This window comes from Streptomyces nitrosporeus (assembly GCF_008704555.1).
GTDB classification, from domain to species: Bacteria; Actinomycetota; Actinomycetes; order Streptomycetales; family Streptomycetaceae; genus Streptomyces; species Streptomyces nitrosporeus.
Window position 1 is genome coordinate 5,917,694 of sequence record NZ_CP023702.1, and the last position, 25,550, is coordinate 5,943,243.

A 25,550-nucleotide genomic window follows, 5' to 3' on the forward strand; every position below is an offset into this window, starting at 1 on the left:
GCGGGAATGCTGAGGCGGCTCGGTGTGTTCTTGTCCAGGAACACGAGGAGGAGCGGTAACCGTGCCTGATCCGCAGAGTTTGTACGAATGGGAGCCGAAGGGCCTGGCAGTCGTCGACATGGCGCTCGCCCAGGAGTCGGCCGGCCTGGTCATGCTCTACCACTTCGACGGCTACATCGACGCGGGTGAGACGGGCGAGCAGATCGTCGACGGTCTTCTGGAGGCCCTGCCGCACCAGGTGGTGGCCCGCTTCGACCACGACCGGCTCGTCGACTACCGCGCGCGGCGCCCGCTGCTCACCTTCCGGCGCGACCGCTGGACCTCCTTCGAGGCCCCGACGCTGGAGGTCCGGGTCGTCCAGGACGTCACGGGTGCGCCCTTCCTGCTGCTGTCCGGGCCCGAACCGGACGTGGAATGGGAGCGGTTCGCCCTCGCCGTCGAGCAGATCGTCGAACGGCTCGGCGTCCGCCTCGCGGTCAACTTCCACGGCATCCCGATGGGCGTCCCGCACACCCGCCCCGTCGGCATCACCCCGCACGGCAACCGCACCGACCTCATGCCCGGGCACCACAGCCCGTTCGACGAGGCCCAGGTGCCCGGCTCGGCGGAGGCGCTCGTCGAGTACCGGCTGATGGAATCCGGACACGACGTGCTCGGCGTGGCGGCCCATGTGCCGCACTATGTGGCCCGCTCCGCCTACCCGGACGCGGCGCTCACCGCGCTCGAGGCGATCACTGCGGCGACCGGCCTGGTCCTGCCGAGCGTCGCGCACACCCTGCGCACGGAGGCCCACCGGACCCAGACGGAGATCGAGCGGCAGATCGGCCAGGGCGACGAGGAACTCGTCGCCCTCGTCGAGGGGTTGGAGCACCAGTACGACGCGGTGGCGGGCTCCGAGAGCCGGGGCAACCTCGTCGCGGAACCGGCCGATCTCCCCTCGGCCGAAGAGATCGGCCAGGAGTTCGAGCGCTTCCTCGCCGAACGCGAGGGCGACGCCTGAGGATGACGCCTGACGGCGCGCCCGGCGCGCCCCGTAAGCTCACCGCATGCTGAAAGTGGGCCTGACCGGCGGGATCGGCGCCGGCAAGAGTGAAGTGTCACGGCTGCTCGCGGGGTTCGGGGCCGTGCTCGTCGACGCGGACCGGATCGCGCGCGAGGTGGTGGAGCCCGGCACCCCCGGGCTCCGGGCCGTCGTCGAGGAGTTCGGCCCGGACATCCTCGACGGTGAGGGCGCCCTGGACCGGCCCGCGCTCGGCGCGGTCGTGTTCGCCGACCCGGAGCGCCTGGCCGCGCTCAACGCCATCGTCCACCCGCTGGTCCGAGCCCGTTCCGCCGAACTGGAAGGGGCCGCCGACCCCGGCGCGGTCGTCGTCCACGACGTCCCCCTGCTCACCGAGAACGGCCTGGCCCCGCTGTACGACCTGGTCGTCGTGGTGGACGCGTCCCCCGCCACGCAGCTGGACCGGCTGGTGCGGCTGCGCGGAATGACGGAGCAGGACGCCCGCTCCCGTATGGCCGCCCAGGCCACCCGCGAGCAGCGACTGGCCGTGGCCGACCTGGTCATCGACAACGACGGCCCCCTCGACGAGCTGGAACCCCAGGTCCGCGCGCTCTGGTCGCGGCTGACCGCGCGCGCCGCCGAGGGCTGAGGCGGAATACCGGGGCGCGGGCCGGGCGTTGAAGGGCGGAAGGAGAGGGAAGGATACGGCCGTGCCCGAGAACAACCCGGAAACGCATGTCATCGACTTCCGCGCGGCGGAGCAGCTGCTCGCCGCGCGGGACCCGCGGGGCGCCGTCAAGCTGCTGGACTCGGTGATCGCCGCCCACCCGGAGAACACCGCCGCCCGTCTGCTGCGGGCGAGGGCCTTCTTCGCCGCCGCCCAGCTCCGTCCCGCCGAACTCGAATTCGAACTGGTCCTGGAGCGGGAACCCGACAACGCCTTCGCCCACTTCGCGCTGGCCCGGACCTTCCAGCGGGAGGGCCGCCCCGAACAGGCGACCCGGCACTTCCGGCTCGCCGCCGCCCTCGACCCCAAGCCGGAGTACCTGCGGGCAGCGCGCTTCGACGAGCCCTCCTGACGTCTCCCCCGGGGCCTGCCCGGCCCCGGGGCGGTCAGCGGCGCCCCGGCGGCCCCGGCCGGTCCTGCGGAGGGTCGTACGGCGGGACGTCGCGTCCCGGCTGGTAGCGCGGACCCTGGCGGATACGGCGGATCACCACCAGCAGGTCGACGGCCACGAGCAGCAGCAGGACCCCGCAGGCCGCCGCCCATCCGGGCCGCCCGGCCACCCAGAACGCCACCAGCCCGAACGTCGCCCACGCCACGCCCCATAGACTCAGCCAGAGTCGCATCCGCAGGGGACTGCGGGCGGTGGACGGTTCGCTTCCGGTACGCATCGGCATCGCCTCCCCCTCCCAGCATGACCCCGCGGCGGACATACGGAAAACGATGCCGGGCCATGTGCGGAGAACGGGCCCGGACACGACGGGGGGCGGGCTGTGCACACCACCGGGCCGATGGGGGACACGATGAGGCGGGACACCGGTGAGGGGGCCCGCGCGGACACCGCCGTCCGCCGCGCCCGGACGCGCGGCACCCTGCTGGGCGGAGCCGTCGGGGACGCCCTCGGCAACCCCGTCGAGTTCCTCTCGCTGGACGGTATCCGCCGCGCCCATGGCGAACAGGGCGTACGAGGGCTCACGGCGGACGGCGACGGTGTCACCGGACGGATCACCGACGACACCCAGATGACCCTCTTCACCGTCGAAGGACTCATCCGCGCACGCGTCCGGGCCAGGAGCACGGGCACGCCGGGCGCGGAGTACGCATGCGTCCGCGACGCCTACCTGCGCTGGCTGGACACCCAGAACCACCCCGCGCCACCGGCCCCGGGCGGTGGCGACACCGTACGGAACGGCCGGCTCCGCCGGCATCCCTGGCTGTACGCCCGCCGGGCCCCCGGCAACGCCTGCCTGACCGGGCTGGCCGCCGGCCACGTCCCCGGCCCGGACGCGCCGCTCGGGAAGCCGGGACCCGTCAATCCGCAGTCCAAGGGTTGCGGGACGGTGATGCGCTCGGCGCCCTTCGGACTGCTGGGCGCCGATGCGCGCACGGCCTTCGAGCTGGCCGCCCGGTGCGCGCGGATCACCCACGGCCACCCCACGGGCGCCTACGCGGCGGGAGCGCTCGCGGCGATCGTCACCCACCTGCTGGAGGGTGACTCCACAGCCGGAGCGGTACTGCGGACGACGGACCTGCTGAGCCGCTACGACGGCCACGAGGAGACCACGGCCGCCCTGCGCGCGGCCGTGGATCTGGCGGCCCGCGGCCGTCCGTCCGCCGGGCACGTCGAGAGCCTGGGCGCGGGCTGGGTCGCCGAGGAGGCGCTGGCCATCGGCGTGTACTGCGCGCTGGTGCTGCCGGACGCCGACGGTGTCGCCGAGGCGCTCCTGCTCTCCGTCAACCACTCGGGCGACAGCGATTCCACCGGCAGCGTCTGCGGCAACCTGCTCGGCGCCCGCCACGGGGACATGGCCCTGCCCGCGTCCTGGCTGGCCGCGACCGAGGGCCGGGCCGTCATCGCCGAACTCGCGGACGACCTCTCCCTGGAGCTGGAGCAGCGGGTGGTGTGGCCGCAGGACCGCTACCCGGAGTGCTGACACGGCTCCGCAGCGGGAACGCCCGCCTCCCGCCCCTCGTCGGACCGGCACGGGACAACGGCAGGCGCGCGAAAGGCATGCGGGGACGGGCCCCGGCCCGATCACACCGGACGGCCGCGCGGTCGAGCTGCACACACGGCTGTCCGCGGGGGACGAGCCGGACGTGATCGAAGCGGCGGTGCCCGCCGGTGCCGCCCTGCTCGGACTCGGCCGCCGGACCGCCCCCGGGCACGGCGCGTCCGGGGCCCGGTGCGGTCGGCGCTCCGGCGGAGGGGCCGTCCCGGGCAGGCGGGTCAGTGGACGAAGCGGTAGCTGCGCCAGGGCAGGCTGGGCGGCGCCTTGACGTCGGTGAACGTGGTGGCCACGTAGGTGGTCCCGCCGCCGGTGCAGTCACCGGTGCGGTAGAGGACCATGTCGATCAGCGTGCGGTTCACGACCTCGAACGCGCCGGAGGACGCCATCCGGTGGCAGCCCTTCACGGACGGGCTGTTCACGCTGACGGTCTTCTCGCCCTCGGTGACGTAGGTGACGGGGCCCACCGCCGTGCGGCCGAGACCCGAACAGCCCGCGAGGGCGACGATGAGCAGGACGGCGCCTGCGGCGACGCCGGTGCGGCGGCCTCGGCGGGGGCGGGGGGCGGTCACGGACATGGCGGGGTCCTCGTCTGCTCGTCCGGCTCATCGGTACGTCACAGGGACGTGCTGGCGCTGGCCACCCTGCCGTCTCGCCGTGATCCCGGCATCCGGTGCGCGCCCGGCCGGGGCCGCCGGCACCCGGACAGAGGTTCGACGGGTGCGCATATGGGGCATATCGTGGTAATAGGGCTGAACGAGCGGGCGCCTCGGGGCGCCTCGGACGCAGGGGGCCGCCATGGTCCAGGAACTGGTGACAGCGGCGGTGGCGCTGCTGGCCGTGTGCGTGCTCTACGCGCTGTCCGCGGCCCGGGTGGTCAAGCAGTACGAACGAGGAGTGGTGCTCCGGCTCGGCCGGCTCCACGACCGGGTACGTGACCCCGGCTTCACCCTGATCGTCCCGGGGGTGGACCGGCTCCGCAAGGTCAACATGCAGATCGTGACGATGCCGGTGCCCGCGCAGGACGGCATCACCCGGGACAACGTGACGGTCCGGGTCGACGCGGTCATCTACTTCAAGGTGGTCGACGCGGCGAGTGCCGTGATCCAGGTCGAGGACTACCGGTTCGCGGTCTCGCAGATGGCGCAGACCTCCCTGCGTTCGATCATCGGCAAGAGCGACCTGGACGACCTGCTGTCCAACCGGGAGAAACTCAACGAGGGGCTGGAGCTGATGATCGACAGCCCGGCCGTGGGGTGGGGCGTGCAGATCGACCGGGTGGAGATCAAGGACGTGTCGCTGCCGGAGACGATGAAGCGTTCCATGGCCCGGCAGGCCGAGGCCGACCGTGAACGCCGCGCCCGGGTCATCAACGCCGACGCGGAGCTCCAGGCATCGAAGAAGCTGGCCCAGGCGGCCGGGGAGATGTCCAGCCAGCCGGCGGCCCTCCAGCTGAGGCTCCTGCAGACGATGGTCGCCGTCGCCGCGGAGAAGAACTCCACCCTGGTCCTGCCGTTCCCCGTCGAACTCCTCCGCTTCCTGGAACGGGCGCAGCCCCGGCGGGAAGAGCAGAACCCGCCGCAGCACAGCGGGCCGCCCCAGGAGCCGGCCGCGGTGCCCCCGCCCACCGGTTCCGGCGCACCCGTACCCACCGGCCCGGACACCGCGGGCCCGGACGCACCCGTACCCGCCGGATCCGGTGCTGCCGGACCGGACACGTCGGAGACCGGCACCGCCGGACAACCGGAGCCGCCCCGCCGGAGCGGGGCGCGCCGGACCGGCGCGGCACCGTGACCGTTCCGCCGTCCGTACCCGGCGGGGCGCCGCCTCCCGAACCCGGCCCCCCGCCGGGCCGCGGGCCGAAGGGCCCGCTGCCGCGGCCCGGGCCGGACCTCGCCGGTCTCCCCGCCGGTCTCCCCGCCGTACAGGAGGAGCCGGGGCCGTCCCGGAGCAGGCCCCGCCCGGGAGGCATCCCACGACGGGGTGCCGGCGGCCGTCCCTCCGGCTGAGCGCCGTCCGCCGGGAGCGCGCGCCCGGCCCAGGGAGAGCGAGTGCCCGCCCCCGGGCGCCCGGCCGGAGCGCGAGCCGCTGCCGGGCACCCGGGGGCGGGCACCTCGCCGCCCGCCCCGTGGGAGCCGGGACCCGACCCCTCCGCCCGGCCCCGGCGACGGGCAGGTCAGGCGTTGTCGGACCCCCCGCCTAGACTCGCCGGAGCAGGGAGAGAACCAGGGGCAGGACCGGGCGGGAGGGGCGGTGGACATGGCACGGCGCATGCGGGACGAGGCGGTGGACCGGCTGCTGCGGTGTGCCGCGGTCCACCTTCCGGCCCCGCTGCCCAGGGACGGCCGGATCGCCTTCTGGGACCCCGAGGAGCGGGCCGACTTCACGGGCGCCGACGGCGGCCCGTTCGCCGGTGAGCCCTTCGCCGCGCGACCGCGCGGTGCGGAGCGTCTTTCCCCGGGACCTTCCGGTCCCCCCGGAGACCACACCGGGGAAGGCCCCCTCGCGGCGTCCTCCCCCCGCGACTCTCCCCCCGGGGAGGCGTCTCCCGCGGCTCTCCCCGCCGGAGGACCCGCCGCCGGCCGGCCCGCGCCCGGCGGGCAGCGGCAGCCGGAATACTCCGTCACCGAGCTGACGGTCGTCGCCCGGCACGGCTCCGACGGGGTCCGCCGCCGTAAGGTCCCGGCCCTGACGATGTCCCTCGCCACCGCCCTGCCCCTGCTCGCCGCGGCCCGCCACCGCGTGTCGGCGCACCCCGCCACCCGGGCGTGGGGCGCCGCGGCACTGCACGCGCTCACCCTCGTCGCCCGGGGGCGGCTGCTGCCCGGCCTCACCGCCGACGACCACGACGCATGGCGGGCCGGGCCGCGTGACGCGGAGGACATCGCCCACCTCCGGGCGATCGCCGCCGCCATGCCGCCCGAGGGCCACGCCGTCCCGGTGCCCGGCACCCCTCTGCGGCTCCCCGAGCCCCAGGCCCTGCTCGGGGCCTTCCTCGACGCGGTCGCCGACACCCTGCCCCGCACCCCCGCCGCGGCCCACGCGATGGGCGCGCCGTTCGCCGCCCGGGAACCGCAGGAACTGCCGGACGCCCGGGCCTGGGCGGTCGAGGTCGCAGCCGGACTCGACGCGGGCGTGCGGGTGTCCCTGCGCCTGGACCTGTCGGCGTACGAACTCTTCGACCGCGCGGGCGGGCCGGACCCGTGCACCGGGGGAGCGGAGGCCGGGGAAGGCAAGGGCCGAGGGGCCCGCCACGCCGCCGCCGCGATCACCCAGGTGCACAGCCTGGCCGACCCGACGTACGTCACCGACGCCGCCGCCTTGTGGAACGGCGGGGCGGGGGAGCCCTTCGGACCGCGGGCGAGGATCGACGCGGTGCTCGCCCTGCGCCGCGCCGCCCGCGTCTGGCCCCCGCTGGAGCGCCTGCTGGACCAGCCCGTCCCCGATGTCCTCGCCCTCACCGAGGACGAGCTGTACGAGCTGATCGGGGACGCCGGGCCGCGCCTCGCGGCGGCCGGCGTCGCCGTCCACTGGCCGCGCGAGCTGGCCCGCTCCCTGACCGCCGCCGCCGTCGTGCGTCCCGCGCCCGGCTCGGCCACCGACGGCACCTCCTTCTTCGACGCGGGACAGCTGTTCGCGTTCGACTGGCAGCTCTCCCTCGGGGAGGAGCGGCTCACCGAAGCCGAGATGGACGTGCTGGCGGAGGCCCACCGGCCGATCGTGCGGCTGCGCGACCAGTGGGTGGTGGCGGACCCCTCGCTGGTCCGCAGGGCACGCAAGCGCGAGCTCGGACTGCTCGGCCCGGTGGACGCGCTCGCGGTCGCCCTCACGGGCAGCGCCGAGGTCGACGGCCGGCAGGTCGAGGCCGTCCCCGAAGGCGCCCTGGCCGAGCTGCGCTCCCGGGTCCTGGACGAGGACGCCACGCTCCCGCCGCCTCCCGGTCTGCACGCCACCCTGCGCGACTACCAGCTGCGCGGACTGGCCTGGCTGGACCGGATGGCCTCACTCGGCCTCGGCGGCTGCCTCGCCGACGACATGGGGCTGGGCAAGACCATCACGCTCATCGCACTCCACCTGCACCGCGCCCACCCCGCGCCCACCCTGGTCGTCTGCCCCGCCTCCCTCCTCGGCAACTGGCACCGCGAGGTCAACCGGTTCGCCCCCGGCGTCCCCGTGCGCCGTTTCCACGGCGCCGAGCGGACCCTCACCGGCGTGGACGCCGGCTTCGTCCTCACGACGTACGGCACGATGCGCTCCAGCGCCGAACAGCTCGCCGGACACACCTGGGGGCTGGTCGTCGCCGACGAGGCGCAGCACGTGAAGAACCCGAACTCCTCCACCGCGAGGGCTTTGCGCACCATTCCCGCACCCGCCCGGATCGCCCTCACCGGCACCCCCGTCGAGAACAACCTCTCCGAGCTGTGGGCCCTGCTCGACTGGACCACCCCCGGGCTGCTCGGACCGCTCAAGGCGTTCCGGGCCCGGCACGCCCGGATCGTGGAGAGCACCGGCACCGCCGCCGGCCTGGGCAACGACGAAGCGGTGGAACGCCTCTCCCGGCTGGTCCGCCCCTTCCTCCTCCGCCGCAAGAAGTCCGACCCGGGCATCGCCCCCGAGCTGCCGCCGAAGACCGAGACCGACCACCCCGTCTTCCTCACCCGCGAACAGGCCACGCTCTACGAGGCCGCCGTGCGCGAGACGATGACGCTCATCGAGAACTCCGAGGGCATCACCCGCCGCGGCCTGATCATGAAGCTCCTCGGCTCGCTCAAGCAGATCTGCAACCACCCCGCGCAGTACCTGAAGGAGGAGGCGACCCGGCTCCCCGGGCGCTCCGGCAAGCTGGCCCTGCTCGACGAACTCCTCGACACGATCCTCGCCGAGGGCGGCTCCGTCCTGGTCTTCACCCAGTACGTCTCGATGGCCCGTCTGCTGGCCGCGCACCTCGCCTCCCGTGCCGTCCCCACCCAGCTGCTGCACGGCGGAACACCCGTGGCCGAACGGGAGCGCATGGTGGACCGCTTCCAGTCGGCGGAGGTCCCCGTCTTCCTGCTCTCCCTCAAGGCCGCGGGCACCGGCCTCAACCTCACCCGCGCCGCCCATGTGATCCACTACGACCGCTGGTGGAACCCCGCGGTCGAGGAGCAGGCCACCGACCGGGCGTACCGCATCGGCCAGACCCAGCCCGTGCAGGTGCACCGGCTGATCGCCGAGGGCACCGTCGAGGACCGGATCAGCGAACTGCTGGTATCCAAGCGGGCCCTCGCCGACGCCGTGCTGGGCTCCGGCGAAACCGCGCTGACCGAGCTCAGCGACCGTGACCTGGCCGACCTCGTCGCGCTCCGGAGGGAGACATGAGCCCTGCCACGAGCCCGGCCGCCCGCCCCGGCCCCGACGATCTGCGGCGCACCTTCGAAGCGGTCCCGGCCCGCACCAGCGACCCCGGCGGGCCGTTCGCGGACAGCTGGTGGGGACGCGCCTGGGTCGACGCCCTGGAAACCCTGTCGATGGACGAGGGCCGCCTCGCCCGCGGCCGGGTGTACGCCGACGGCGGCCACGTCGCCGCCGTGACCGTGACCCCCGGCCGGGTCATCGCCTACGTCCACGGCAGCCGCCCCCGCCCGTACCGGGCGGAGCTGAGACTGCGCACGTTCTCCGCGTCCGACTGGGACACCTTCCTCGACGCCGCCGCGGCCCGGCCCGGCCATCTGTCCGCGCTGCTGGACAAGGAGATGCCGCACTCCCTGGCCGACACGGCCGAGGAGACCGGCATCAGACTGCTGCCCGCCGCCGGGGACCTGGAGCCGGACTGCTCCTGCCCGGACCGGGACCGGCCCTGCAAGCACGTCGTGGCGCTCTGCTTCCAGGCCGCACGGCTCCTGGACAGCGATCCGTTCGTCCTGCTGCTGATGCGCGGCAGAGGCGAGCGCGAACTCCTCGACGAACTGGGCCGCCGCAACGCCGAGCACTCCGCGCGCGAGCGTCCGGCCGCGCCCGCCGCTCCCTCGGTCCCCGCCCGGGAGGCGTTCGCCGGCCGTTTCCTGCCGCCGCTGCCCGCGCCGCTGCCCCTACCCGCGCACCCGGGGGAGCCGCCCTCGTACCCGGAGCTGCCCGGGGCCCGTGACCCGCTCGGCCTGGAACACCTCGCCTCCGACGCCGCGGCCCGCGCCCACGCGCTGCTGACCACCGGTGACGACCCGCTCGCCGGCCTCACCACCTGGCAGGACGCGGTACGGATCGCCGCGTCGCGGCCCACCGCCGGGCTCACCGCCACCACCCGGGCGCTCTACCGGGAACTGGCCTTCGCCACCGGCCGCAGCACCACCGACCTCGCCCGGGCCGTGGCGGCCTGGCGGCAGGGCGGGGCGGCAGGCCTGGCGGTCCTGGAAGAGCCGTGGGACCCGCCGGCCGGCCCGTTCGACCGGGCGCGCCCCGCCCTCGCCGCCGCCGACTTCCCCCGCTTCACGCCCTGGCGCAACCACCTCACGAGTCCCGGCGGGACCCTTCAGCTCCGCTTCGGCCGTGACGGCCGGTGGTACGGCTACGAATCGGACCGGGGCGCCGACGACTGGTGGCCCCGAGCCGCACCGGATACCGACCCGGTCGCCGCGCTCACCGCCCTGCGGATCTGAACGCCCGTGGGCGCGCCGGGTGCGGCGGCCCGTCAGCTCCGCCGGGGCACCAGCGGTGCGATCGCCGGGACCGTGCACAGCGGCGACGTCACCCATGGCACGGATCCTGTGCCGCTGTACGCGCCATGGAGCGTACGGACACTCATGGGGACGGCGCCGGGGAGCCCGCTCCCGGCGGGCGAGCAGCGGTGAACGAGGGGAGCACCGCGTCGACCACCTCCGCGGCGAAGCCCTCCGGCAGCCGGGCGCGGCGCAGTACCGCCCGCACCCAGACCGCGCCGGCCAGCAGGTCCAGCAGCAGCATCGGGTCCGCGCCGGGCCGGAGTTCGCCGCGCTCCGCCGCGCGGCGGAAGACCGGTTGCTCACGCGTGAACCGGTCGGCGAAGAAATCACGTGCGAGCAGGGCGAGTTCGTCGTCCGGCGCGTCGCTGCCGGAGGCCATCGCACGGACGACGGACCGGGTGTCCGGCCCGGTGAGGAGGCCGGCGATCTGCTCGGTCAGCCCGATCAGGTCCCCCCGCAGCGACCCCGTGTCGGGCACATCGATGCCGAGCGTCCCGCCGTGCAGCAGGGCCGCCCGCAGCAGAGCGGGCTTCGAGGGCCACCAGCGGTAGATCGTCGTCTTGTTCACCCCCGCCTCCCGGGCGACGGCCTCGATGGTGAGACCCGCGTAACCGCGTTCCGCCAGCAGACGCAGGGCCGCGTCATGGATCGCCCCCGCGGCACGGGGGCCGGCACCGGGAGCCCGGCGGGGGTTCTGATCGGACAAGGCGGCTCCAGGGACGTGGTGCGACGGGGCGTTGTGCATCCTGGCACAGCGCCACCGGCACCACCCCGACGGGTGAACACCCCCGGACGGCCGGCGCCCCCGGCCGGGACCGGCGGGCCGTCACGGTGTCCCCGCGAACCCTTGGGTACAACCCTCAGCGTGACGCGAGCCGCTCCATCAGCCCGATCCCACGAGCCAGCAACTTCCTTTCCTCCCCGGTCAGTTCAGCCTCGATCGCCCGTGCGAGCCAATCCGCCCTGCGCTCCCGCTCCTCCTCCAGGAGCGCGCGCCCCGAGGCCGAGAGCTCGACCAGGCTCTTGCGGCCGTCGGTCGGATGTGCGCGGCGGGTGATCAGTCCCTGCTCCATCAGCAGACCGACGGCGCGAGCCATGGACTGCGGACGCACCCGCTGGCCGGCCGCGAGCTCGCTGGTCGTCATGGCGCCGTTGCGGTCCAGTTCGCCGAGGACGGCCACCTGGCCGAGCGGCATCTGGTCCTCGAGCTTCACGCGCCGCGTGAGCTTTCCCATCGCTGTGCGCAGTTCGGCCGCGACGGCGGCGGATTCCGGGAGGGGCATACCGCACTTTAACGCAGGACCTGACGCCCGCCTGCGCAGCTCAACTGTACAGCACATCTGAACAGCTAATCTGTACAGTTGAACTGAACAGCATTGCTGTATGGTTTTGTGTGCCGGGTCCAGCGCCACCGTCGTCGCAGCCGGATCCCGGCACGTGCCAACGGGAAGGACTCCCATGACCGCCATCACCTCCGTCACCGGCCGCCGCGTCCTCGACAGCAGGGGCAACCCCACCGTCGAGGTGGACGTGGAACTGGCGGACGGGTCCCTCGGCCGGGCCGCGGTCCCCTCCGGCGCCTCCACCGGTGCCCGCGAGGCCGTCGAACTCCGCGACGGTGACCCGGCGCGCTGGCACGGCAGGGGTGTCGACCGCGCGGTGCGCCACGTCGGCACGGAGCTCGCCGCGGCCGTCATCGGCCGCGACGCGGAGGACCAGGCCGGACTCGACGCCGCCCTCGTCGCGGCGGACGGCACCGCCACCAGGTCCCGGCTCGGGGCCAACGCGATCCTCGGGGTCTCCCTGGCGAGCGCCAAGGCCGCGGCGGCGGCCCACCGCCTGCCGCTGTACCGGTACCTCGGCGGGGCCGGTGCCCGGCTGCTGCCCGTACCGATGATGAACATCGTCAACGGGGGCGCGCACGCCGACAACCCCCTGGACTTCCAGGAGTTCATGGTCGCCCCGGTCGGCGCGGAGACCTTCGCCGAGGCCGTCCGGATGGGCTCGGAGATCTTCCACTCCCTGCGCCGAGACCTGCTCGCGGCCGGACACTCCACGGGTGTGGGCGACGAAGGGGGCTTCGCGCCCGCTCTGCGTACCGCCGAGGAGGCCCTCGACTTCGTCATGACCGCCGTCGAGCGCGCGGGATACCGGCCGGGTGCGGACGTCGGACTGGTCATGGACCCGGCGACGTCCGAGTTCTTCCGTGACGGCGTCTACGACTACACCGGGGAGGGGGTGCGGCGCACGCCGGCCGAACAGGTCGACTACCTGGCCGGGCTGATCGACGCCTACCCCGTCCTGTCGGTCGAGGACCCGATGGCCGAGGACGACCTGGAGGGCTGGCGGGAGCTCACCGCGCGGGTCGGATCGCGCTGCCAGCTCACCGGGGACGACGTGTTCTGCACGAACGAGGCCCTCCTGCGCGAGGGCATCGATTCGGGGGTCGCCAACTCGGTTCTGGTCAAGGTCAACCAGGTCGGCACCCTGACGGAGGCCCTGGCGACCGTCTCCGCCGCGCACCGCGCGGGCTACACCGCCGTCATGTCGCACCGCTCGGGCGAGACGGAGGACACCACGATCGCCGACCTGGCGGTGGCCACGGGCTGCGGCCAGATCAAGACCGGCTCGCTGTCCCGCTCCGACCGCACCGCCAAGTACAACCAGCTCATCCGTATCGAGGAGCAGCTGGGCGGGAGCGCGCGGTTCGCGGGCGCGGAGGCGCTGCGCCGCCGGGACCAGTAGGGGCCCAGGTGGAAGAGGCGCCCGACTGCGCTTGCCCCCGGAGCGGTACCGGAGTAGAAATGCAACGCAACGTTGCGTTGCATTCAGGGGTCGCGATCCGCCATGGAGGCGGCCGAGGGGGAGGGATGGACCAGCGGAAGGTGTCCGGCGCGGTGACCTGGGGGCTGTTCGCCGCCTGGGCGGTGCACGACCTGGAGGAGCTGGCCACCATGGCCCGCTGGGCGGCGGACGCCCGGCCCCGGCTCCAGGAGCGCTTCCCCCGGGTGCCCGGCCGGGTGTGGGAGCGGCTGGACCTTCGGCAGCGCGAGGCGGCCACCGCCATCGGCCTGATGGGCGGAGTCGTCGCGGCGGCTTCGGCGGCCGGGGCGCGCAGCGGGGGCCACAGCCCCTTCTTCGGGACCGCGGTGGCCGGATTCGGGCTGCACGGTGCGGTCCACCTGGCGCAGTCCGCGGCCTACCGCGGCTACACCCCCGGCGCTGTGACCGCCGCGCTGGTCGTCCTCCCGTACTCGGTCCGGGTGGTCCGGCGGCTGTCGGCGGCCGGGGTGCCTCCGGTCACGGGGCGTTCGGCCGCCGTCGGCCTGGCACTGTTCCCCGTCGCCGCGGTCGGGGTGCACGGCATCGCCCGCCGGCTGAACCGCCGGCGCCACGGCCCCGCTGTCCGCGAGGGGGCCGGAAACCGCGCTGCCGTACCCCGGACGTAGCACAGGCACCCTCGGGCCCCGGCACCCCGGACGTGGCACAGACATCCCCTCGGCCCCGGCACCCCGGACGTACCGCAGGCCCTTCCCGGGCCCCGACGGGACGCCTCCGCCGGGGTGCCGTCCGGTGCGGGCCCGCCGCGAGGTCTCACGCCCCGGCGCCCCGGCCGTCCCCGGCTTTGGGCAGCGAGACCCCCCGGCCCGCGAAGAACCGCTCGAACACCGCCAACGGCAGATCGGCGGCCCGGGTCGGTGCCGAGATCCCCGACGGGTTGTGGAAGTGCACTCCCACGCCCCCGGCCGCCGACCGGCCGGTCACCAGCACCAGGTGCCCGCCCCGCGCCGGGGCCGGCCGGTCCGGGTACCGGATCGCGAAGTGCACGGACGCCATCACGCTCCGCCCCGCGTCCAGCAGCCCGAGCAGCTCGGGGGAGGCCAGCCGCCGGTGCACGACCGCGTCGAGACCGTGGACCTCGCGCGCGTACCGGGCGAACGGGTCGTACACCAGCCCCCGGATCGTCCCGTCCGCGTCCTCGGTGTAGGCGTCGTACGCCCGGGCCCCGTCCCGCAGGGCGAACAGCGGCGGAGCACCGGCGCCGAGCGCCATCCGCAGACAGGCCATACCGCACAGATGGCCTGCCCAGCGCGCGTACTCGGCCGGCGACACGGCCCCCGACACCGCCCAGTCCGGGTCCTCGGCCGGATCGAGCCCGCGCTCCACGATCGCCTCCACCAGCCCCGGCGAGGCGAACTGGGTGAGGGCCGGGACACCGCAGGCCGGGCAGCTCACTGCCGGTACCCGTGCAGGAAGCGGCCGATACGGCTGATCGCCGCGTCGAGGTCGTCGGCGTGCGGCAGGGTCAGGATGCGGAAGTGGTCCGGGCGGGGCCAGTTGAAGCCCGTGCCCTGCACCACCTGGATCTTCTCCCGCAGCAGCAGGTCCAGGACGAACCGCTCGTCGTCGACGATCGGGTACACCTTCGGGTCGATACGCGGGAACGCGTACAGCGCTCCCTTCGGCTTCACGCACGAGACCCCGGGGATCTCGTTCAGCCGCTCCCAGGCGCGGTTGCGCTGTTCGTGGAGCCTGCCGCCCGGTGCCACCAGCTCCCGGATCGACTGACGGCCGCCGAGCGCGGCCTGGATCGCGTACTGCGCCGGGGCGTTGGGGCAGAGCCGCATGGAGGCGAGCATGGTGAGCCCCTCCAGATAGCTGCGGGCGTGCTGCTGCGGGCCCGACACCACCATCCACCCCGAGCGGAACCCGGCGACCCGGTAGGTCTTGGACAGTCCGCTGAAGGTGAGGCAGAGCAGATCCGGCGCCAGTACGGCCACCGAGTGGTGTTCGGCGTCGTCGTAGAGGATCTGGTCGTAGATCTCGTCGGCGAAGACCATCAGCCCGTGCCGGCGCGCCAGGTCGAGCATGCCCTCCAGGACCTCCCGTGAATACACGGCGCCCGTCGGGTTGTTCGGGTTGATGATCACCATCGCCCGGGTGCGGTCGGTGATCTTCGAGGCCATGTCGGCGAGGTCCGGGTTCCAGTCCGCCCCCTCGTCGCAGGTGTAGTGCACGGCCCTGCCGCCCGCGAGCGTGGCGACCGCGGTCCACAGCGGATAGTCCGGACTCGGGATCAGGATCTCGTCGCCGTCCTCCAGCAGCGCCTGCACGGCCATGGAGATCAGCTCGGACACGCCGTTGCCCAGGAAGACGTCGTCCACCCCGACCTCGGCCAGCCCCATCGCCTGGTACCGCTGCGCCACCGCGCGGCGGGCGGACAGGATGCCGCGTGAATCGGTGTAACCGTGCGCCTGGGGGAGCATCCGGATCATGTCCTGGACGATCTCCTCCGGGGGCTCGAAGCCGAACAGTGCCGGGTTGCCCGTGTTGAGGCGCAGCACGCTGTGGCCGGCCTCCTCAAGGGCGTTGGCCTGCTCGATGACCGGTCCCCTGATCTCGTAACAGACCTCGTTGAGCTTGCTGGACTGCCGGAACTCCATCTGGTGCCTCCCCGACCCGAATTGCGATACTTGGTTTTACCAAGCCAGTGCTTGGAAAGTCCAACAACATGTCTAGACTGCGTTGCATGCCACGTCAGCAGCAGCCAGCGACACGCACTGCCCGCCGCCGGAGTTACGACCAGTTCTGCGCCGCAGCCCGCGCCCTCGACACCGTCGGGGACCGGTGGACACTCCTGATCGTCCGTGAACTGCTGGCCGGACCGCGCCGCTACACCGATCTGCACGCCGACCTGCCCGGTGTCAGCACGGACGTGCTGGCCTCCCGGCTCAAGGACATGGAGCAGAACGGCCTGGCCGTACGCCGCAGACTCCCGCCGCCCGCCGCCGCCTCGGTCTACGAACTGACCGGCCGCGGCCGCGGACTGCTCCCCGTCCTCACCGCGCTCGCCCACTGGGGCGCGCCCGCGCTCGCCGAACGCCGTCCCACCGACGCGGTCCGCGCCCACTGGTTCGCCCTCCCGCTGCTCCGGGCCGTGCGGGGGCTGGGCCCCGGAACCGTCGAGGTCAGGCTGGACGAAGGGGAGTTCCACCTCCGCACGGGGCCGGAGGTGCCGGAGGAGAGCGCCTACGGCTACGGCCCCGCCCCGGACGCCGATGTCTCGCTCGTGCTCGACGCGGAACTCTGCCTGGCGCTGGGGGACGACGACTGCACACTCGCCGAAGCGGTCGCCGACGGCCGGGTCCAGGTGCACGGCGAGAGCGTGCTCGCCGAGGAGCTCCGTGCCCACCTGCCACGCGCATCACCGGTGACCACCGCGTAACTCGCGCGTACCGTAAGGGCTTTCCTGCGGTACGGCGACGAGTGAGGGAGCTGTCCATGCGATTCGGCGGCACGGCGGACACGGACGGACGGGCGGCGGGGAGCGGCCCGGGGAACGGTACGCGGAGGAGGGTGCCGCGCACGGTGATGCTGATGGGCGCCTGCGTGGCCGCCCTCGGCCCGGTGTCCGCGGCGGCCGTCGCGACACCGGGCGGCGGCGTGAGCGGCACGGTCGTCGCGAAGGGGACCTCCGAGGGAGAGCTGAAGGTGCGGGCGCCCGAGGGCCGTGCCGATGTGACCTTCCGGGAGATCGTCGTGGAACCAGGGGGCTCGACGGGCTGGCACACCCACCGGGGGCAGCTGATCGCCGTGGTCCAGTCCGGGACGCTGACCCGGACGCTCCACGACTGCTCCACCGAGGTGACCCCCGCGGGAACCTCGTTCATCGAACCCTCGGGGGCCGGCCACCGGCACATCGGCCGGAACCTGGGCACGGAACCCGTCGTGCTGTGGGTGACCTACCTGCTCCCCGAGGGCAGCGAGCTCTCCGACGACGCCGAGGCCGCCGACTGCCCGCCGGGGAAGTGAGGCGGCCCGCCGCTCAGCCGGCGGGCGTCTCGCCGTACGCGCCGAAGCCGGAGGCGACCAGCCCGTTCCGGAAGACCAGCACCTCGCTCACCCGGCCCCCGGCCTGGTTGCGGTAGTCGATCACCAGGGCGTCGACACCCGCCCGGACGTCCACCACCTCGAACTCCAGGCCGGGGATCTTCTCCAGGCCGGTGGCCCAGTACGCGCGCAGCGCGGCCTTGCCCCGCACCGTGCCCACCGGGTCACCGGTCAGCCGGGCGATCATGGGGGAGCTGAACGTCACGTCGTCGTGGTAGTGGGCCAGGATGCGGTCCAGGTCGTGGGAGTTCCAGTCGTCCTGCCACCGGGCCGCGAACTCCTGGGCGAAGGTGAGGTCCATGCGGCCCATCATGCGGCAGGGCACCGCCGCCGCGGGGGGAAACCGGCCGGCCGGGACGGTCAGAAGACGGCGTCGGCCACCGCGGCCCCGGCGAACGAGAGCCCGACGCCGGCCACCAGGCTGACCAGCAGATACGAGCCGGCGGTGGCCACCCGCCGGGCGGAGGTCAGCGTCAGCAGCTCGTAGGAGAAGGTCGACCACGTCGACAGCGCCCCGCAGAACCCGGTGGCCAGCAGCAGGTGCACCCGCGTCCCGAGATCCCCGTCCGTGGCGCCCTGGGAGACGAAACCCAGCACCAGGCAGGCCGCGGCGTTGGCCGCCAGGGTGCCCCAGGGGAAGGTGTTGCCGAAGCGGTACTTGGCGTCCACGCCGAGCAGATAACGCACCGGCGCGCCGACGAGCGCGCCGGCCAGGACCAGCAGCCAGTCGGTCATGCCGCACCCTCCCGGGCGCCCCGGCCGGGCCTCCCGAAGGCGGCATGGGCGAGCAGCGCGCCCGCCGTCACCCCCACCAGGGCCGCGGCGACCGTGCCCAGCAGGTTGCCCACCGCGTAACCGGGGCGGTCCTCGTCGAACAGCTGGCGCACGTCGTCCGTGTAGTGCGAGAACGAGGTGAAACCGCCCAGCACCCCCGTCCCCAGCGCCGGGCTGAGGAGGCGGGGCGCCGAGGGGAACCTCAGCTTGAGGGCGACCATGAGGACTCCCATCAGGAAACAGCCCACCGCGTTGACCCCGAGGATCGTCCAGGGGAAGTCCGCGGGCCCGGTGGGCCACAGGCGCTCCGCGCCGTAGCGGGCGGCCGCCCCGGCGGCTCCGCCGACCGCGACCGCGACCACGACGGAAGCCTGGACGCCCGGATGGTGATCAGGGTGCGGGTGGGTGTGCAACGCCATCTTCTGGAGCATGGGCGCACCGTAATGGTGCTGATCAGGAAGAATTGAGAGATTTTCCTCTTTCCTCTCCTTTTGCTTCGAATGGCTCAAGCAATCGGTGCATACCGTGGCAAGGCGTCAGAAACTGGCTAGCGTGCGGGTCGAGCGCAGTCCGTTTCGCGTCACCGCAGGCCCGTGTCCTTCCGAGAGCTGGAGCCATCCGTGCCCGTCGCCGAACCGGACGTCATCGCCAAGCTGCAGAAGAAGGAGCCCGCGGGCTTCCTGCTCGCCTCGGTACGGGGAGTGGGCCAGGTCGACTTCCAGCCCCTCCTGTGGACCGGCGTCCTCATCCTCGGTTCCCTGTGGGGGGCCGGCTGGGAGTACGGACTCTTCGCGACCCTGGGCGCCCTGTCCGCCACGGCCGCCGCCTACCTGCTGGGCGTCGACCGGTCGAACATCGCCCTCGGCCTCCAGGGGTTCAGCGGATGCCTGACCGGTATCGCCCTGTGGGTCTACCTGGGCAACCACGGCTCCACGTACGTGCTCACCCTCGTCGGCGCGGTCATGTGCGTCGTCATCAACGCGACCCTGACGGCCTTCCTCGCGCCGTACAAACTCAACGCCATGACCGCGCCGTTCTGCATCGTCACGGCGGTCATGGTCATCGGGGCCCCCTCGTACGGCCGGCTCTGGCACGGAGCGACGCCCCCAGCGGCCGATCCCACCTACGGGGGCAGCGGACTCACCTGGTCCGACCTGTGGCGGGCCTTCTTCACCAACGTGTCCCAGGTCTTCCTCGTCGACGAGTGGTGGGTCGGCCTCGTCATGCTGGTCGCCCTCACCCTCGCGGGATGGCGCGTCGGCCTCTTCGCCGCGGCGGGAAGCATCGTCGGCATCCTGGTGGCCTGGGCCTTCGGCGCCCCCGACGCGCAGATCGCCAACGGCATCTTCGGGTACAACGCCGTCCTGGTCTCCATCGGCATGGGCACGGTCTTCCTGGCGGCCACGGCGTGGAACTGCGTCTACACCCTGATCGCGGCAGGCGCCGCCACCGCCCTGACCGCGTCCCTGACCACGCTCTTCGACACCTTCGGCGGCCACACCTTCACCTGGCCCTTCAACCTCACGACCTGGGCGTTCATGGCCGCGGTCCCGTTCTTCCCGAAGATCCTCCGCACCGGCTGACCACTTTGCCCCTACCGCCCGCCCCACCCAGAAATCCGAGAAAGGCACCGACGATGAACCTCGCCCCCCGCGAGATCGACAAGCTGCTGGTGTACGTGGTGGCCGACCTGGCACGCAAGCGTCAGGGGCGCGGACTCAAGCTCAACTACAGCGAGTCCGTCGCCCTGATCACCGAAGCGATCCTGGAGGCCGCCCGGGACGGAAAGAGCGTCGCCGACTGCATGGAACTCGGCCGCCACGTCGTCGGAGAGAAGGACACCATGCCGGGCGTACGGGAGATGCTGGGCCTCCTGCAGGTCGAAGCCTCCTTCGTGGACGGCACCAAGCTGGTCTCCTGTCACGACCCCATCGGTGGCTGACGTGTCCGGCCGCTGCCGCCTCGTCGCCGTCTGCGGCCACGAGGCCGACGGCGGCGAAGCACTGCGCGGCCTCGCCGGTCCGGAGACGGCCGTCGTCACCGGCGGACGCGAGCTGATCCGGGCCCTCGCCGGACTGCGGCGGGCCGGGGAGAAGGCATGCGTCCTGCCGATGACCCTGGGCAGGGACCCCGAACTGGTCGCGGACACCGCCCGTACACTCCGCGCGCTGCCCGCCGCTCAGGTGTCCGGGACCCTGCTCGCCGAACCCTTCGGTACCGCACAGCACCTGACCGCCTGGCTGCGTGCCGCGGCCGGCCGGGTGCCGGCGTCGGCGGCGCTGCTCGTCACCGCGCCCACCGCCGGCCCGTTCGACGACGCCGAGCTGTACCGGGTCGCGCACCTGGTACGCAGCCACGGCCGCCATGAACTGGTCGAGGTCGCCCTGACCGGAGGCGTCCCCGGCCTGGCCGAGGGGGTGCGGCGCTGCGGACTGCTCGGTGCGCCCGAGGTGGCGGTGCTGCCCGCCGCGTTCCACCTGCCCCGCCTGCCCGGCGCGTTCGGCACGGCGGTCACCTGCGCCGGTCCGCTCCTCTCACGTGCCGCGCTCGGCCGGGTCATGGCCGAGCGGATGGCGGACGCCCTTCGCCGATGGGACGAACACGGCGACGACGGCATCGCGTCCGGCCTCACCGCGGCCGACGACCACGGCCACTCGCACACCCATCCACCGGGCGAGGACCACCACCACGGACACGGCCGGCCGGCCGCCACGGGACACGGCCACACCCACGCGGCGCACGGTCACACCCACGCGGCGCACGGTCACACCCACGCGGCACACGGGGAGCACGACCACGATCCCGCGTCCACGCATACGCACCCGCAGGTCCGCCGAGCGGACCGAGCCATCAGGAGCACCGTATGACATTCCGTCAGAAATACCTGTACGGCAAGGAACCGGTGGAGATCAACGCCGGCCGCCGCACCACGAAGCTCACCGTCCACAACACCGGCGACCGCGCCGTCCAGGTCGGCTCGCACTACCACTTCTTCGAGGTCAACTCGGCGCTGTCGTTCGACCGGCAGAAGGCGCTGGGCATGCACCTCAACATCCCCGCCGGCACCTCCGTCCGCATCGAACCGGGCGGCTCACGCGAGGTCGAGCTCTGCGAGTACGCCGGGACCGGGCGGCTGGTCGGTTTCAGCGGCCTGCTCAACGGCAGCCTCGTCTCGCACCCGCTGAGGGTCGAGGCGGTCCGCAAGGCCATCGAACGGGGCTTCGAGGGCGCGGGGCAGAGCGAGGGGACCGGCGCCTCCGACAGCGACGGCAAGGACAAGCCGAAGGCCAAGAAGAAGGGTTCGCACTGATGCCCATCCTGCCGCGCAAGCAGTACACCGACATGTTCGGGCCGACGGTCGGTGACCGGTTCCACCTCGGGGACACCAACCTCGTCGTCGAGGTCGAGAAGGACTACAGCGAGGGCCAGTACGGCGACGAGGTCCTGTACGGCGGAGGGAAGACCATGCGTGACGGCATGGCCTCCGACCCGCAGGCCACCGCCGCCCAGGGAGCCCTGGACACCGTCATCACCAACGTGGTGGTGATCGACCCGGTCGTCGGTGTCGTCAAGTGCGACATCGGGATCAAGGACGGCTTCATCGCCGGCATCGGGAAGTCGGGCAACCCGCAGACCCAGGACCGGGTCGACGCGGGCCTCATCATCGGCCCCGGCACGGAGGCCATCGCCGGCGAGCACCTCATCGCCACGGCGGGCGCCATCGACAGCCACGTCCACCTCATCGCGCCCCAGCAGGCGGAACAGGCGCTCACCAACGGGATCACCACGCTCATCGGCGGCGGCACCGGCCCCTCCGACGGGAGCAACGGCACCACCTGCACCCCCGGCCCGTACAACATCGCCCGGCTCCTCCAGGCGGCCGAGAGCATCCCGGTCAACATCGGGATCATGGGCAAGGGCAACGGCAGCCTCCCCGAAGCCCTCAACGAACAGGTCGTCGCCGGCGCCTGCGCCCTGAAGGTGCACGAGGACTGGGGCGCGACGCCCGCCGTGATCGACAACGCGCTCAGCGTCGCCGACCAGCACGACGTCCAGGTGGCCATCCACACCGACAGCCTCAACGAGAGCGGGTTCTTCGAGGACACCCGTTCGGCGATCGACGGCCGCACCATCCACACCTTCCACAGCGAGGGCGCGGGCGGCGGCCACGCCCCCGACATCCTGCGGGTCACGGGCGAGCCGAACATCCTGCCGTCCTCGACCAACCCCACGCTGCCGTACACCAAGAACTCGGTGGACGAGCTGCTGGACATGGTCATGGTCTGCCACCACCTCAGCCACGACATCCCCGAGGACGTCTCCTTCGCCGACAGCCGGGTGCGCGCCGAGACCATCGCCGCCGAGACCGTGCTGCACGACCTGGGCGTGATCAGCATGTTCTCCTCGGACTCGCAGGCCATGGGCCGGGTCGGGGAGTCCGTCACCCGCTGCTTCCAGACCGCCCACCACTGCAAGGACAAGCTCGGCCCCCTGGAGGGCGACTCCGAGCGCAACGACAACCAGCGGGTGCTGCGCTACCTCGCCAAGGTGACCATCAACCCCGCCATCGCCACCGGGATCTCCGACTACATCGGGTCGATCGAGAAGGGCAAGCTGGCCGACATCGTGCTCTGGCCCATCCACTCCTTCGGGGCCAAGCCGAAGATGGTGATCAAGGGCGGCATCATCTCCTGGGCGCAGATGGGCGACCCCAACGCCTCCCTCCCGACCCCCCAGCCGGTGATCTACCGGCCCATGTTCGGGCAGTACGGGAAGGCCCAGCAGTCCACCCACGTCACCTTCATGTCCCAGGCCGGCATCGCGGCGGGCGTCCCCGAGGAGCTGGGCCTGGACCGCACGGTGCTGCCCGTGCGGCGCACCCGGACCATCGGCAAGCACAACATGGTCCGCAACAGCGAACTGCCCGAGGTCAAGGTCGACCCCGAGACGTTCAAGGTCACGCTCAACGGCAAGGTCGCCACCATCGACCCGGCCGAGAAGCTGCCCCTCAACCACCTCTACTTCCTGGTCTAGGGCGGATCCGGGCGATGTACCAGGAAGAACGCCCCGCCCCCGGCACCGGCCCCACGACAGGGGCCGGTGCCGGGGAGCCGGCTCTGCGCCATCTGCTGATCGGCCTCCAGCTGACCGACTCGGCCTTCCCGAGCGGTTTCTACACGCTGTCGCACAGCCTGGAGGGCTTCGCCCAGGCCGGCGAGACCGACCCGGCGAGCCTGCCGCTGCTGCTGGAGTCGCTGCTGCTGCACGGGGTCGGCCCGGCCGACGCCACCGCCCTCGCCCTCGCCCACCGCGCCACCCTGGCGGGGCGGGCGGAGGAGGTGGCCGCCGTGGACGAGCACCTGTTCGCCACCAAGCTGGGGCAGGAGATGCGCCTGGCCGCCACCCGGACCGGACGCCAGCTGCTGGACCTGGCGGGCGAGGTCTACGGATGCCCGGAGATCGGTGACTACCACGCACGCGTCGTACGCCGAGAGGTCCCCGGGACCCAGGCGGTGGCCGCCGGGATCGTCTACGCGGCCACCGGCGTCCCGGTCCGCCAGGCCGTGGCCTGCGACCTGTTCGCGTTCTGCGCCAGCTTCGCGGGTGCGGCCCTCCGTCTGCGGCTGACCGACCACCGCAAGGCCCAGAGCATGCTCCACGGGGCCGCCCCCGTCATCGAACGGGCCGTCGAAGCCGCACTGCACCGGGAGCTCGCCGACGTCGGCGCGACGGTCTTCGCCTCCGACATCATGTCGGGCCGTCACGAAAGGGCCGAGGCCCGGCTCTTCGCCAGCTGAACCACCGGCCCCGCCCCGGGGCCGCCCCCCCCTCACGAACCAGAACCAGGGAGCACCATGGACGACAACGTACTGCGCGTCGGGATCGGCGGACCGGTCGGCTCCGGCAAGACGGCGCTGATCGAGGCGCTGGTGCCGCTGCTGATCGCACGGGGCAACCGCCCCTCGGTCATCACCAACGACATCTACACCCAGGAGGACGCCCAGCACATCCGCCGCACCCTCGCGGGCACCCTGGAGCCGGAGCGCGTCGTCGGCGTCGAGACGGGCGCCTGCCCGCACACCGCCGTACGGGACGACCCCACGATGAACCTGGCGGCGGGCGCCGAGATGCTGGAGCGCTTCCCCGACACCGACACGCTCTTCTACGAGTCCGGCGGCGACAACCTCACCCTGACGTTCAGCCCCGCCCTCGTCGACGTCTTCGTCTTCGTCCTGGACACCGCCGAGGGCGAGAAGATGCCCCGCAAGCGCGGTCCGGGCATCACCGAATCCGACCTGCTGATCATCAACAAGACCGACATCGCGCAGTACGTACGCACCGATCTCGGTGTCATGGAGTCCGACGCCCACAGGGTCCGCGACGGCCGCCCCGTCCTCCTCACCGACTGCCTGACCGGTGCGGGCGTCGAGGACGTCGCCGGCTTCATCGAGTCGCGCCGCAAGGTGCTGATCTGACATGGCGCCCACCCCGCTCCCGACCCGGTCCGACCGTCTCGACCCCGGTTACTACGGGGCCGGCCGGCTGCCCCCCGAGGTGGCCGCCCTGGCCTCGGTACCGGACACGCTCACCCCCGGCTCCCCCGCCAAGGTCGGCGTCCTCGATCTGGGCTTCGCCGTGCGGGGTGGGCGCACCGAACTCGTCGAGCGCTACCAGAAGACCCCCCTCCAGATCATGCGCCCGCACTGGACCGACCCCGCGCTGCCCGGCATGGCCCAGCTGCTGCTGATGGCCACCGGCGCCGGCGTCGCCCAGGCGGACCGCTACCGGATGGACTTCCGGTGCGGGCCCGGCACCCAGGTCCACCTGACCACCCAGGCCGCCACCAAGATCTTCCGGATGGAGCACGACTACGCCAGCCAGCGGGTGCACCTGACGGCCGAAGAGGGGGCCTACGTCGAGTACCTGCCGGACCCGCTGATCCCGTTCGCGGGCGCCCGGTTCTACCAGCGCACCGAGGTCACGGTGGCTCCCGGGGCCACGGTCGTCCTGGGGGACACCGTGACGGCGGGGCGGCTCGCCCGGGGGGAACGCCACACCTACCGGGTCGTCGCGGCCGACCTCCGCGTCACCCGCCCCGACGGCACGCTCCTGGCCCTGGACACCCAGCGGCTGGCGTCCGGCGCACGGACCCCGGGGGACAGCGTCCTGGGCCCGGCGGTCTTCGCCGGACGCGACCACGTCTCCTCGCTCTTCGTCGTCACCGACCGCGTCCCGGCCGGAGAGATCGCCGACGCGCTGCACGAGGCGGTCGCCGGCCACGGCGTCCTGTACGGGGTGAGCGTGCTGCCCCGGGACTGCGGGGCGTGGCTGCGGCTCCTCGACGACAGCCCCGTGCGGGTCGCGGGCGCCCACACGGCCGCCTGGCACGCCGTACACCTGCTGCTCACCGGCTGTCCGGCACCCGCCACGCGCAAGACGTGACCCTCCCGCCCACCCGC

General features: G+C 73.2%; 28 protein-coding genes and 1 pseudogene. 20 read left to right on the forward strand and 9 right to left on the reverse strand.

Features of this window, described 5'->3' with window-relative positions; genetic code table 11:
• Window positions 1-61: 61 nt before the first annotated feature.
• The 3 genes from CP967_RS26065 to CP967_RS26075 all read left to right on the forward strand — a co-directional run bounded on the left by CP967_RS26065 (window position 62) and on the right by CP967_RS26075 (window position 2,079).
• A complete protein-coding gene (locus CP967_RS26065) occupies window positions 62-1,000 on the forward strand; it encodes a PAC2 family protein (RefSeq protein ID WP_150490314.1) in 939 nt (312 codons plus the stop codon).
• Window positions 1,001-1,046: 46 nt separating this feature from the next.
• A complete protein-coding gene (gene coaE / locus CP967_RS26070) occupies window positions 1,047-1,649 on the forward strand; it encodes a dephospho-CoA kinase (protein ID WP_150490315.1) in 603 nt (200 codons plus the stop codon).
• Window positions 1,650-1,710: 61 nt separating this feature from the next.
• Window positions 1,711-2,079, forward strand: a complete 369-nt coding sequence (locus CP967_RS26075; protein ID WP_150490316.1) for a tetratricopeptide repeat protein — start codon at window positions 1,711-1,713, stop codon at window positions 2,077-2,079.
• 34 nt (window positions 2,080-2,113) lie between these two features.
• Here the strand turns inward: CP967_RS26075 and CP967_RS26080 are convergent, their stop codons facing one another.
• A complete protein-coding gene (locus tag CP967_RS26080; protein WP_381818067.1) occupies window positions 2,114-2,437 on the reverse strand; it encodes a DUF6343 family protein in 324 nt (107 codons plus the stop codon).
• Between the two features lie 90 nt (window positions 2,438-2,527).
• Here CP967_RS26080 and CP967_RS26085 point away from each other — a divergent pair, with 90 nt between their 5' ends.
• On the forward strand, window positions 2,528-3,658 hold the full coding sequence (locus tag CP967_RS26085; protein WP_190175052.1) for an ADP-ribosylglycohydrolase family protein: 1,131 nt from the start codon (window positions 2,528-2,530) through the stop codon (window positions 3,656-3,658).
• 100 nt (window positions 3,659-3,758) lie between these two features.
• A pseudogene (locus CP967_RS34840) lies at window positions 3,759-3,884 on the forward strand (SAM-dependent methyltransferase); the annotation flags it as partial.
• A gap of 67 nt (window positions 3,885-3,951) precedes the next feature.
• Here the strand turns inward: CP967_RS34840 and CP967_RS26095 are convergent.
• The gene (locus tag CP967_RS26095) at window positions 3,952-4,308 is read right to left on the reverse strand and encodes a hypothetical protein (protein WP_150490318.1); all 357 of its coding nucleotides are present in this window, start codon (window positions 4,306-4,308) and stop codon (window positions 3,952-3,954) included.
• A 220-nt stretch (window positions 4,309-4,528) separates the two neighbouring features.
• Between CP967_RS26095 and CP967_RS26100 the strand changes: the two genes are divergently transcribed.
• From CP967_RS26100 to CP967_RS26110, 3 genes are all read left to right on the forward strand, one after another.
• Entirely contained in the window at window positions 4,529-5,524 is a 996-nt protein-coding gene (locus CP967_RS26100) for a slipin family protein (protein ID WP_150490319.1), read from the forward strand.
• A gap of 465 nt (window positions 5,525-5,989) precedes the next feature.
• On the forward strand, window positions 5,990-9,088 hold the full coding sequence (locus CP967_RS26105; RefSeq protein ID WP_150490320.1) for a DEAD/DEAH box helicase: 3,099 nt from the start codon (window positions 5,990-5,992) through the stop codon (window positions 9,086-9,088).
• Entirely contained in the window at window positions 9,085-10,362 is a 1,278-nt protein-coding gene (locus tag CP967_RS26110) for an SWIM zinc finger family protein (RefSeq protein ID WP_150490321.1), read from the forward strand. The genes CP967_RS26105 and CP967_RS26110 overlap by 4 nt, the downstream gene beginning before the upstream one ends.
• A gap of 142 nt (window positions 10,363-10,504) precedes the next feature.
• On the opposite strand, the gene CP967_RS26115 is transcribed toward CP967_RS26110, so the two are convergent.
• Together CP967_RS26115 and CP967_RS26120 are read right to left on the reverse strand one after the other, a co-directional pair.
• A complete protein-coding gene (locus CP967_RS26115) occupies window positions 10,505-11,131 on the reverse strand; it encodes a TetR/AcrR family transcriptional regulator (protein ID WP_229888316.1) in 627 nt (208 codons plus the stop codon).
• Between the two features lie 154 nt (window positions 11,132-11,285).
• Complete coding sequence (locus tag CP967_RS26120) at window positions 11,286-11,708, reverse strand: MarR family winged helix-turn-helix transcriptional regulator (protein WP_150490323.1); 423 nt, start codon at window positions 11,706-11,708, stop codon at window positions 11,286-11,288.
• A 175-nt stretch (window positions 11,709-11,883) separates the two neighbouring features.
• Here CP967_RS26120 and eno point away from each other — a divergent pair, with 175 nt between their 5' ends.
• Entirely contained in the window at window positions 11,884-13,170 is a 1,287-nt protein-coding gene (eno, locus tag CP967_RS26125; RefSeq protein ID WP_150490324.1) for a phosphopyruvate hydratase, read from the forward strand.
• A 125-nt stretch (window positions 13,171-13,295) separates the two neighbouring features.
• Window positions 13,296-13,874, forward strand: coding sequence for an HXXEE domain-containing protein (locus CP967_RS26130; RefSeq protein WP_190175051.1), 579 nt, complete (start codon window positions 13,296-13,298; stop codon window positions 13,872-13,874).
• A gap of 145 nt (window positions 13,875-14,019) precedes the next feature.
• Here CP967_RS26130 and CP967_RS26135 read toward each other — a convergent pair whose 3' ends face one another.
• Window positions 14,020-14,661 (reverse strand): cysteine peptidase family C39 domain-containing protein, encoded by a 642-nt coding sequence (locus CP967_RS26135; RefSeq protein ID WP_150490325.1) that lies wholly within the window; start codon window positions 14,659-14,661, stop codon window positions 14,020-14,022.
• Entirely contained in the window at window positions 14,658-15,869 is a 1,212-nt protein-coding gene (locus CP967_RS26140) for a pyridoxal phosphate-dependent aminotransferase (protein ID WP_150490326.1), read from the reverse strand. Before CP967_RS26140 ends, CP967_RS26135 begins: the two co-directional genes overlap by 4 nt.
• A gap of 86 nt (window positions 15,870-15,955) precedes the next feature.
• Between CP967_RS26140 and CP967_RS26145 the strand changes: the two genes are divergently transcribed.
• Both CP967_RS26145 and CP967_RS26150 read left to right on the forward strand, forming a co-directional pair.
• Window positions 15,956-16,651: a winged helix-turn-helix transcriptional regulator gene (locus CP967_RS26145; RefSeq protein ID WP_229888315.1), complete on the forward strand. Its 696-nt coding sequence runs from the start codon at window positions 15,956-15,958 to the stop codon at window positions 16,649-16,651.
• Window positions 16,652-16,797: 146 nt separating this feature from the next.
• Window positions 16,798-17,238, forward strand: a complete 441-nt coding sequence (locus tag CP967_RS26150; protein WP_150492057.1) for a cupin domain-containing protein — start codon at window positions 16,798-16,800, stop codon at window positions 17,236-17,238.
• Between the two features lie 13 nt (window positions 17,239-17,251).
• On the opposite strand, the gene CP967_RS26155 is transcribed toward CP967_RS26150, so the two are convergent.
• Genes CP967_RS26155 through CP967_RS26165 form a run of 3 tightly spaced genes read right to left on the reverse strand, consistent with a single transcriptional unit; the run spans window position 17,252 to window position 18,521 of the window.
• Window positions 17,252-17,617 carry a nuclear transport factor 2 family protein gene (locus CP967_RS26155; protein ID WP_150490328.1) on the reverse strand — a complete coding sequence of 122 codons (366 nt, stop codon included), beginning with the start codon at window positions 17,615-17,617 and terminating at the stop codon, window positions 17,252-17,254.
• 59 nt (window positions 17,618-17,676) lie between these two features.
• Window positions 17,677-18,051: a fluoride efflux transporter CrcB gene (crcB, locus tag CP967_RS26160; protein WP_150490329.1), complete on the reverse strand. Its 375-nt coding sequence runs from the start codon at window positions 18,049-18,051 to the stop codon at window positions 17,677-17,679.
• Window positions 18,048-18,521 (reverse strand): fluoride efflux transporter FluC, encoded by a 474-nt coding sequence (locus CP967_RS26165; RefSeq protein ID WP_150490331.1) that lies wholly within the window; start codon window positions 18,519-18,521, stop codon window positions 18,048-18,050. The genes crcB and CP967_RS26165 overlap by 4 nt, the downstream gene beginning before the upstream one ends.
• Before the next feature lie 189 nt (window positions 18,522-18,710).
• Between CP967_RS26165 and CP967_RS26170 the strand changes: the two genes are divergently transcribed.
• From CP967_RS26170 to CP967_RS26205, 8 genes are read left to right on the forward strand one after another with little or no spacing between them, the layout of a single operon-like run.
• Window positions 18,711-19,673: an urea transporter gene (locus tag CP967_RS26170; protein WP_150490332.1), complete on the forward strand. Its 963-nt coding sequence runs from the start codon at window positions 18,711-18,713 to the stop codon at window positions 19,671-19,673.
• Window positions 19,674-19,726: 53 nt separating this feature from the next.
• Window positions 19,727-20,032 carry an urease subunit gamma gene (locus CP967_RS26175; RefSeq protein ID WP_150490333.1) on the forward strand — a complete coding sequence of 102 codons (306 nt, stop codon included), beginning with the start codon at window positions 19,727-19,729 and terminating at the stop codon, window positions 20,030-20,032.
• A 1-nt stretch (window position 20,033) separates the two neighbouring features.
• Window positions 20,034-20,957 carry a sirohydrochlorin chelatase gene (locus tag CP967_RS26180; RefSeq protein ID WP_229888327.1) on the forward strand — a complete coding sequence of 308 codons (924 nt, stop codon included), beginning with the start codon at window positions 20,034-20,036 and terminating at the stop codon, window positions 20,955-20,957.
• Window positions 20,954-21,400, forward strand: a complete 447-nt coding sequence (locus CP967_RS26185) for an urease subunit beta (protein ID WP_229888314.1) — start codon at window positions 20,954-20,956, stop codon at window positions 21,398-21,400. Before CP967_RS26180 ends, CP967_RS26185 begins: the two co-directional genes overlap by 4 nt.
• Entirely contained in the window at window positions 21,400-23,124 is a 1,725-nt protein-coding gene (gene ureC / locus CP967_RS26190) for an urease subunit alpha (RefSeq protein WP_150490334.1), read from the forward strand. Before CP967_RS26185 ends, ureC begins: the two co-directional genes overlap by 1 nt.
• 14 nt (window positions 23,125-23,138) lie before the next feature.
• A complete protein-coding gene (locus CP967_RS26195; protein ID WP_150490335.1) occupies window positions 23,139-23,888 on the forward strand; it encodes an urease accessory protein UreF in 750 nt (249 codons plus the stop codon).
• Between the two features lie 57 nt (window positions 23,889-23,945).
• The gene (gene ureG, locus CP967_RS26200) at window positions 23,946-24,566 is read left to right on the forward strand and encodes an urease accessory protein UreG (protein WP_150490336.1); all 621 of its coding nucleotides are present in this window, start codon (window positions 23,946-23,948) and stop codon (window positions 24,564-24,566) included.
• A 1-nt stretch (window position 24,567) separates the two neighbouring features.
• Window positions 24,568-25,533 carry an urease accessory protein UreD gene (locus CP967_RS26205; protein WP_150490337.1) on the forward strand — a complete coding sequence of 322 codons (966 nt, stop codon included), beginning with the start codon at window positions 24,568-24,570 and terminating at the stop codon, window positions 25,531-25,533.
• The last annotated feature ends 17 nt before the right edge of the window (window positions 25,534-25,550 follow it).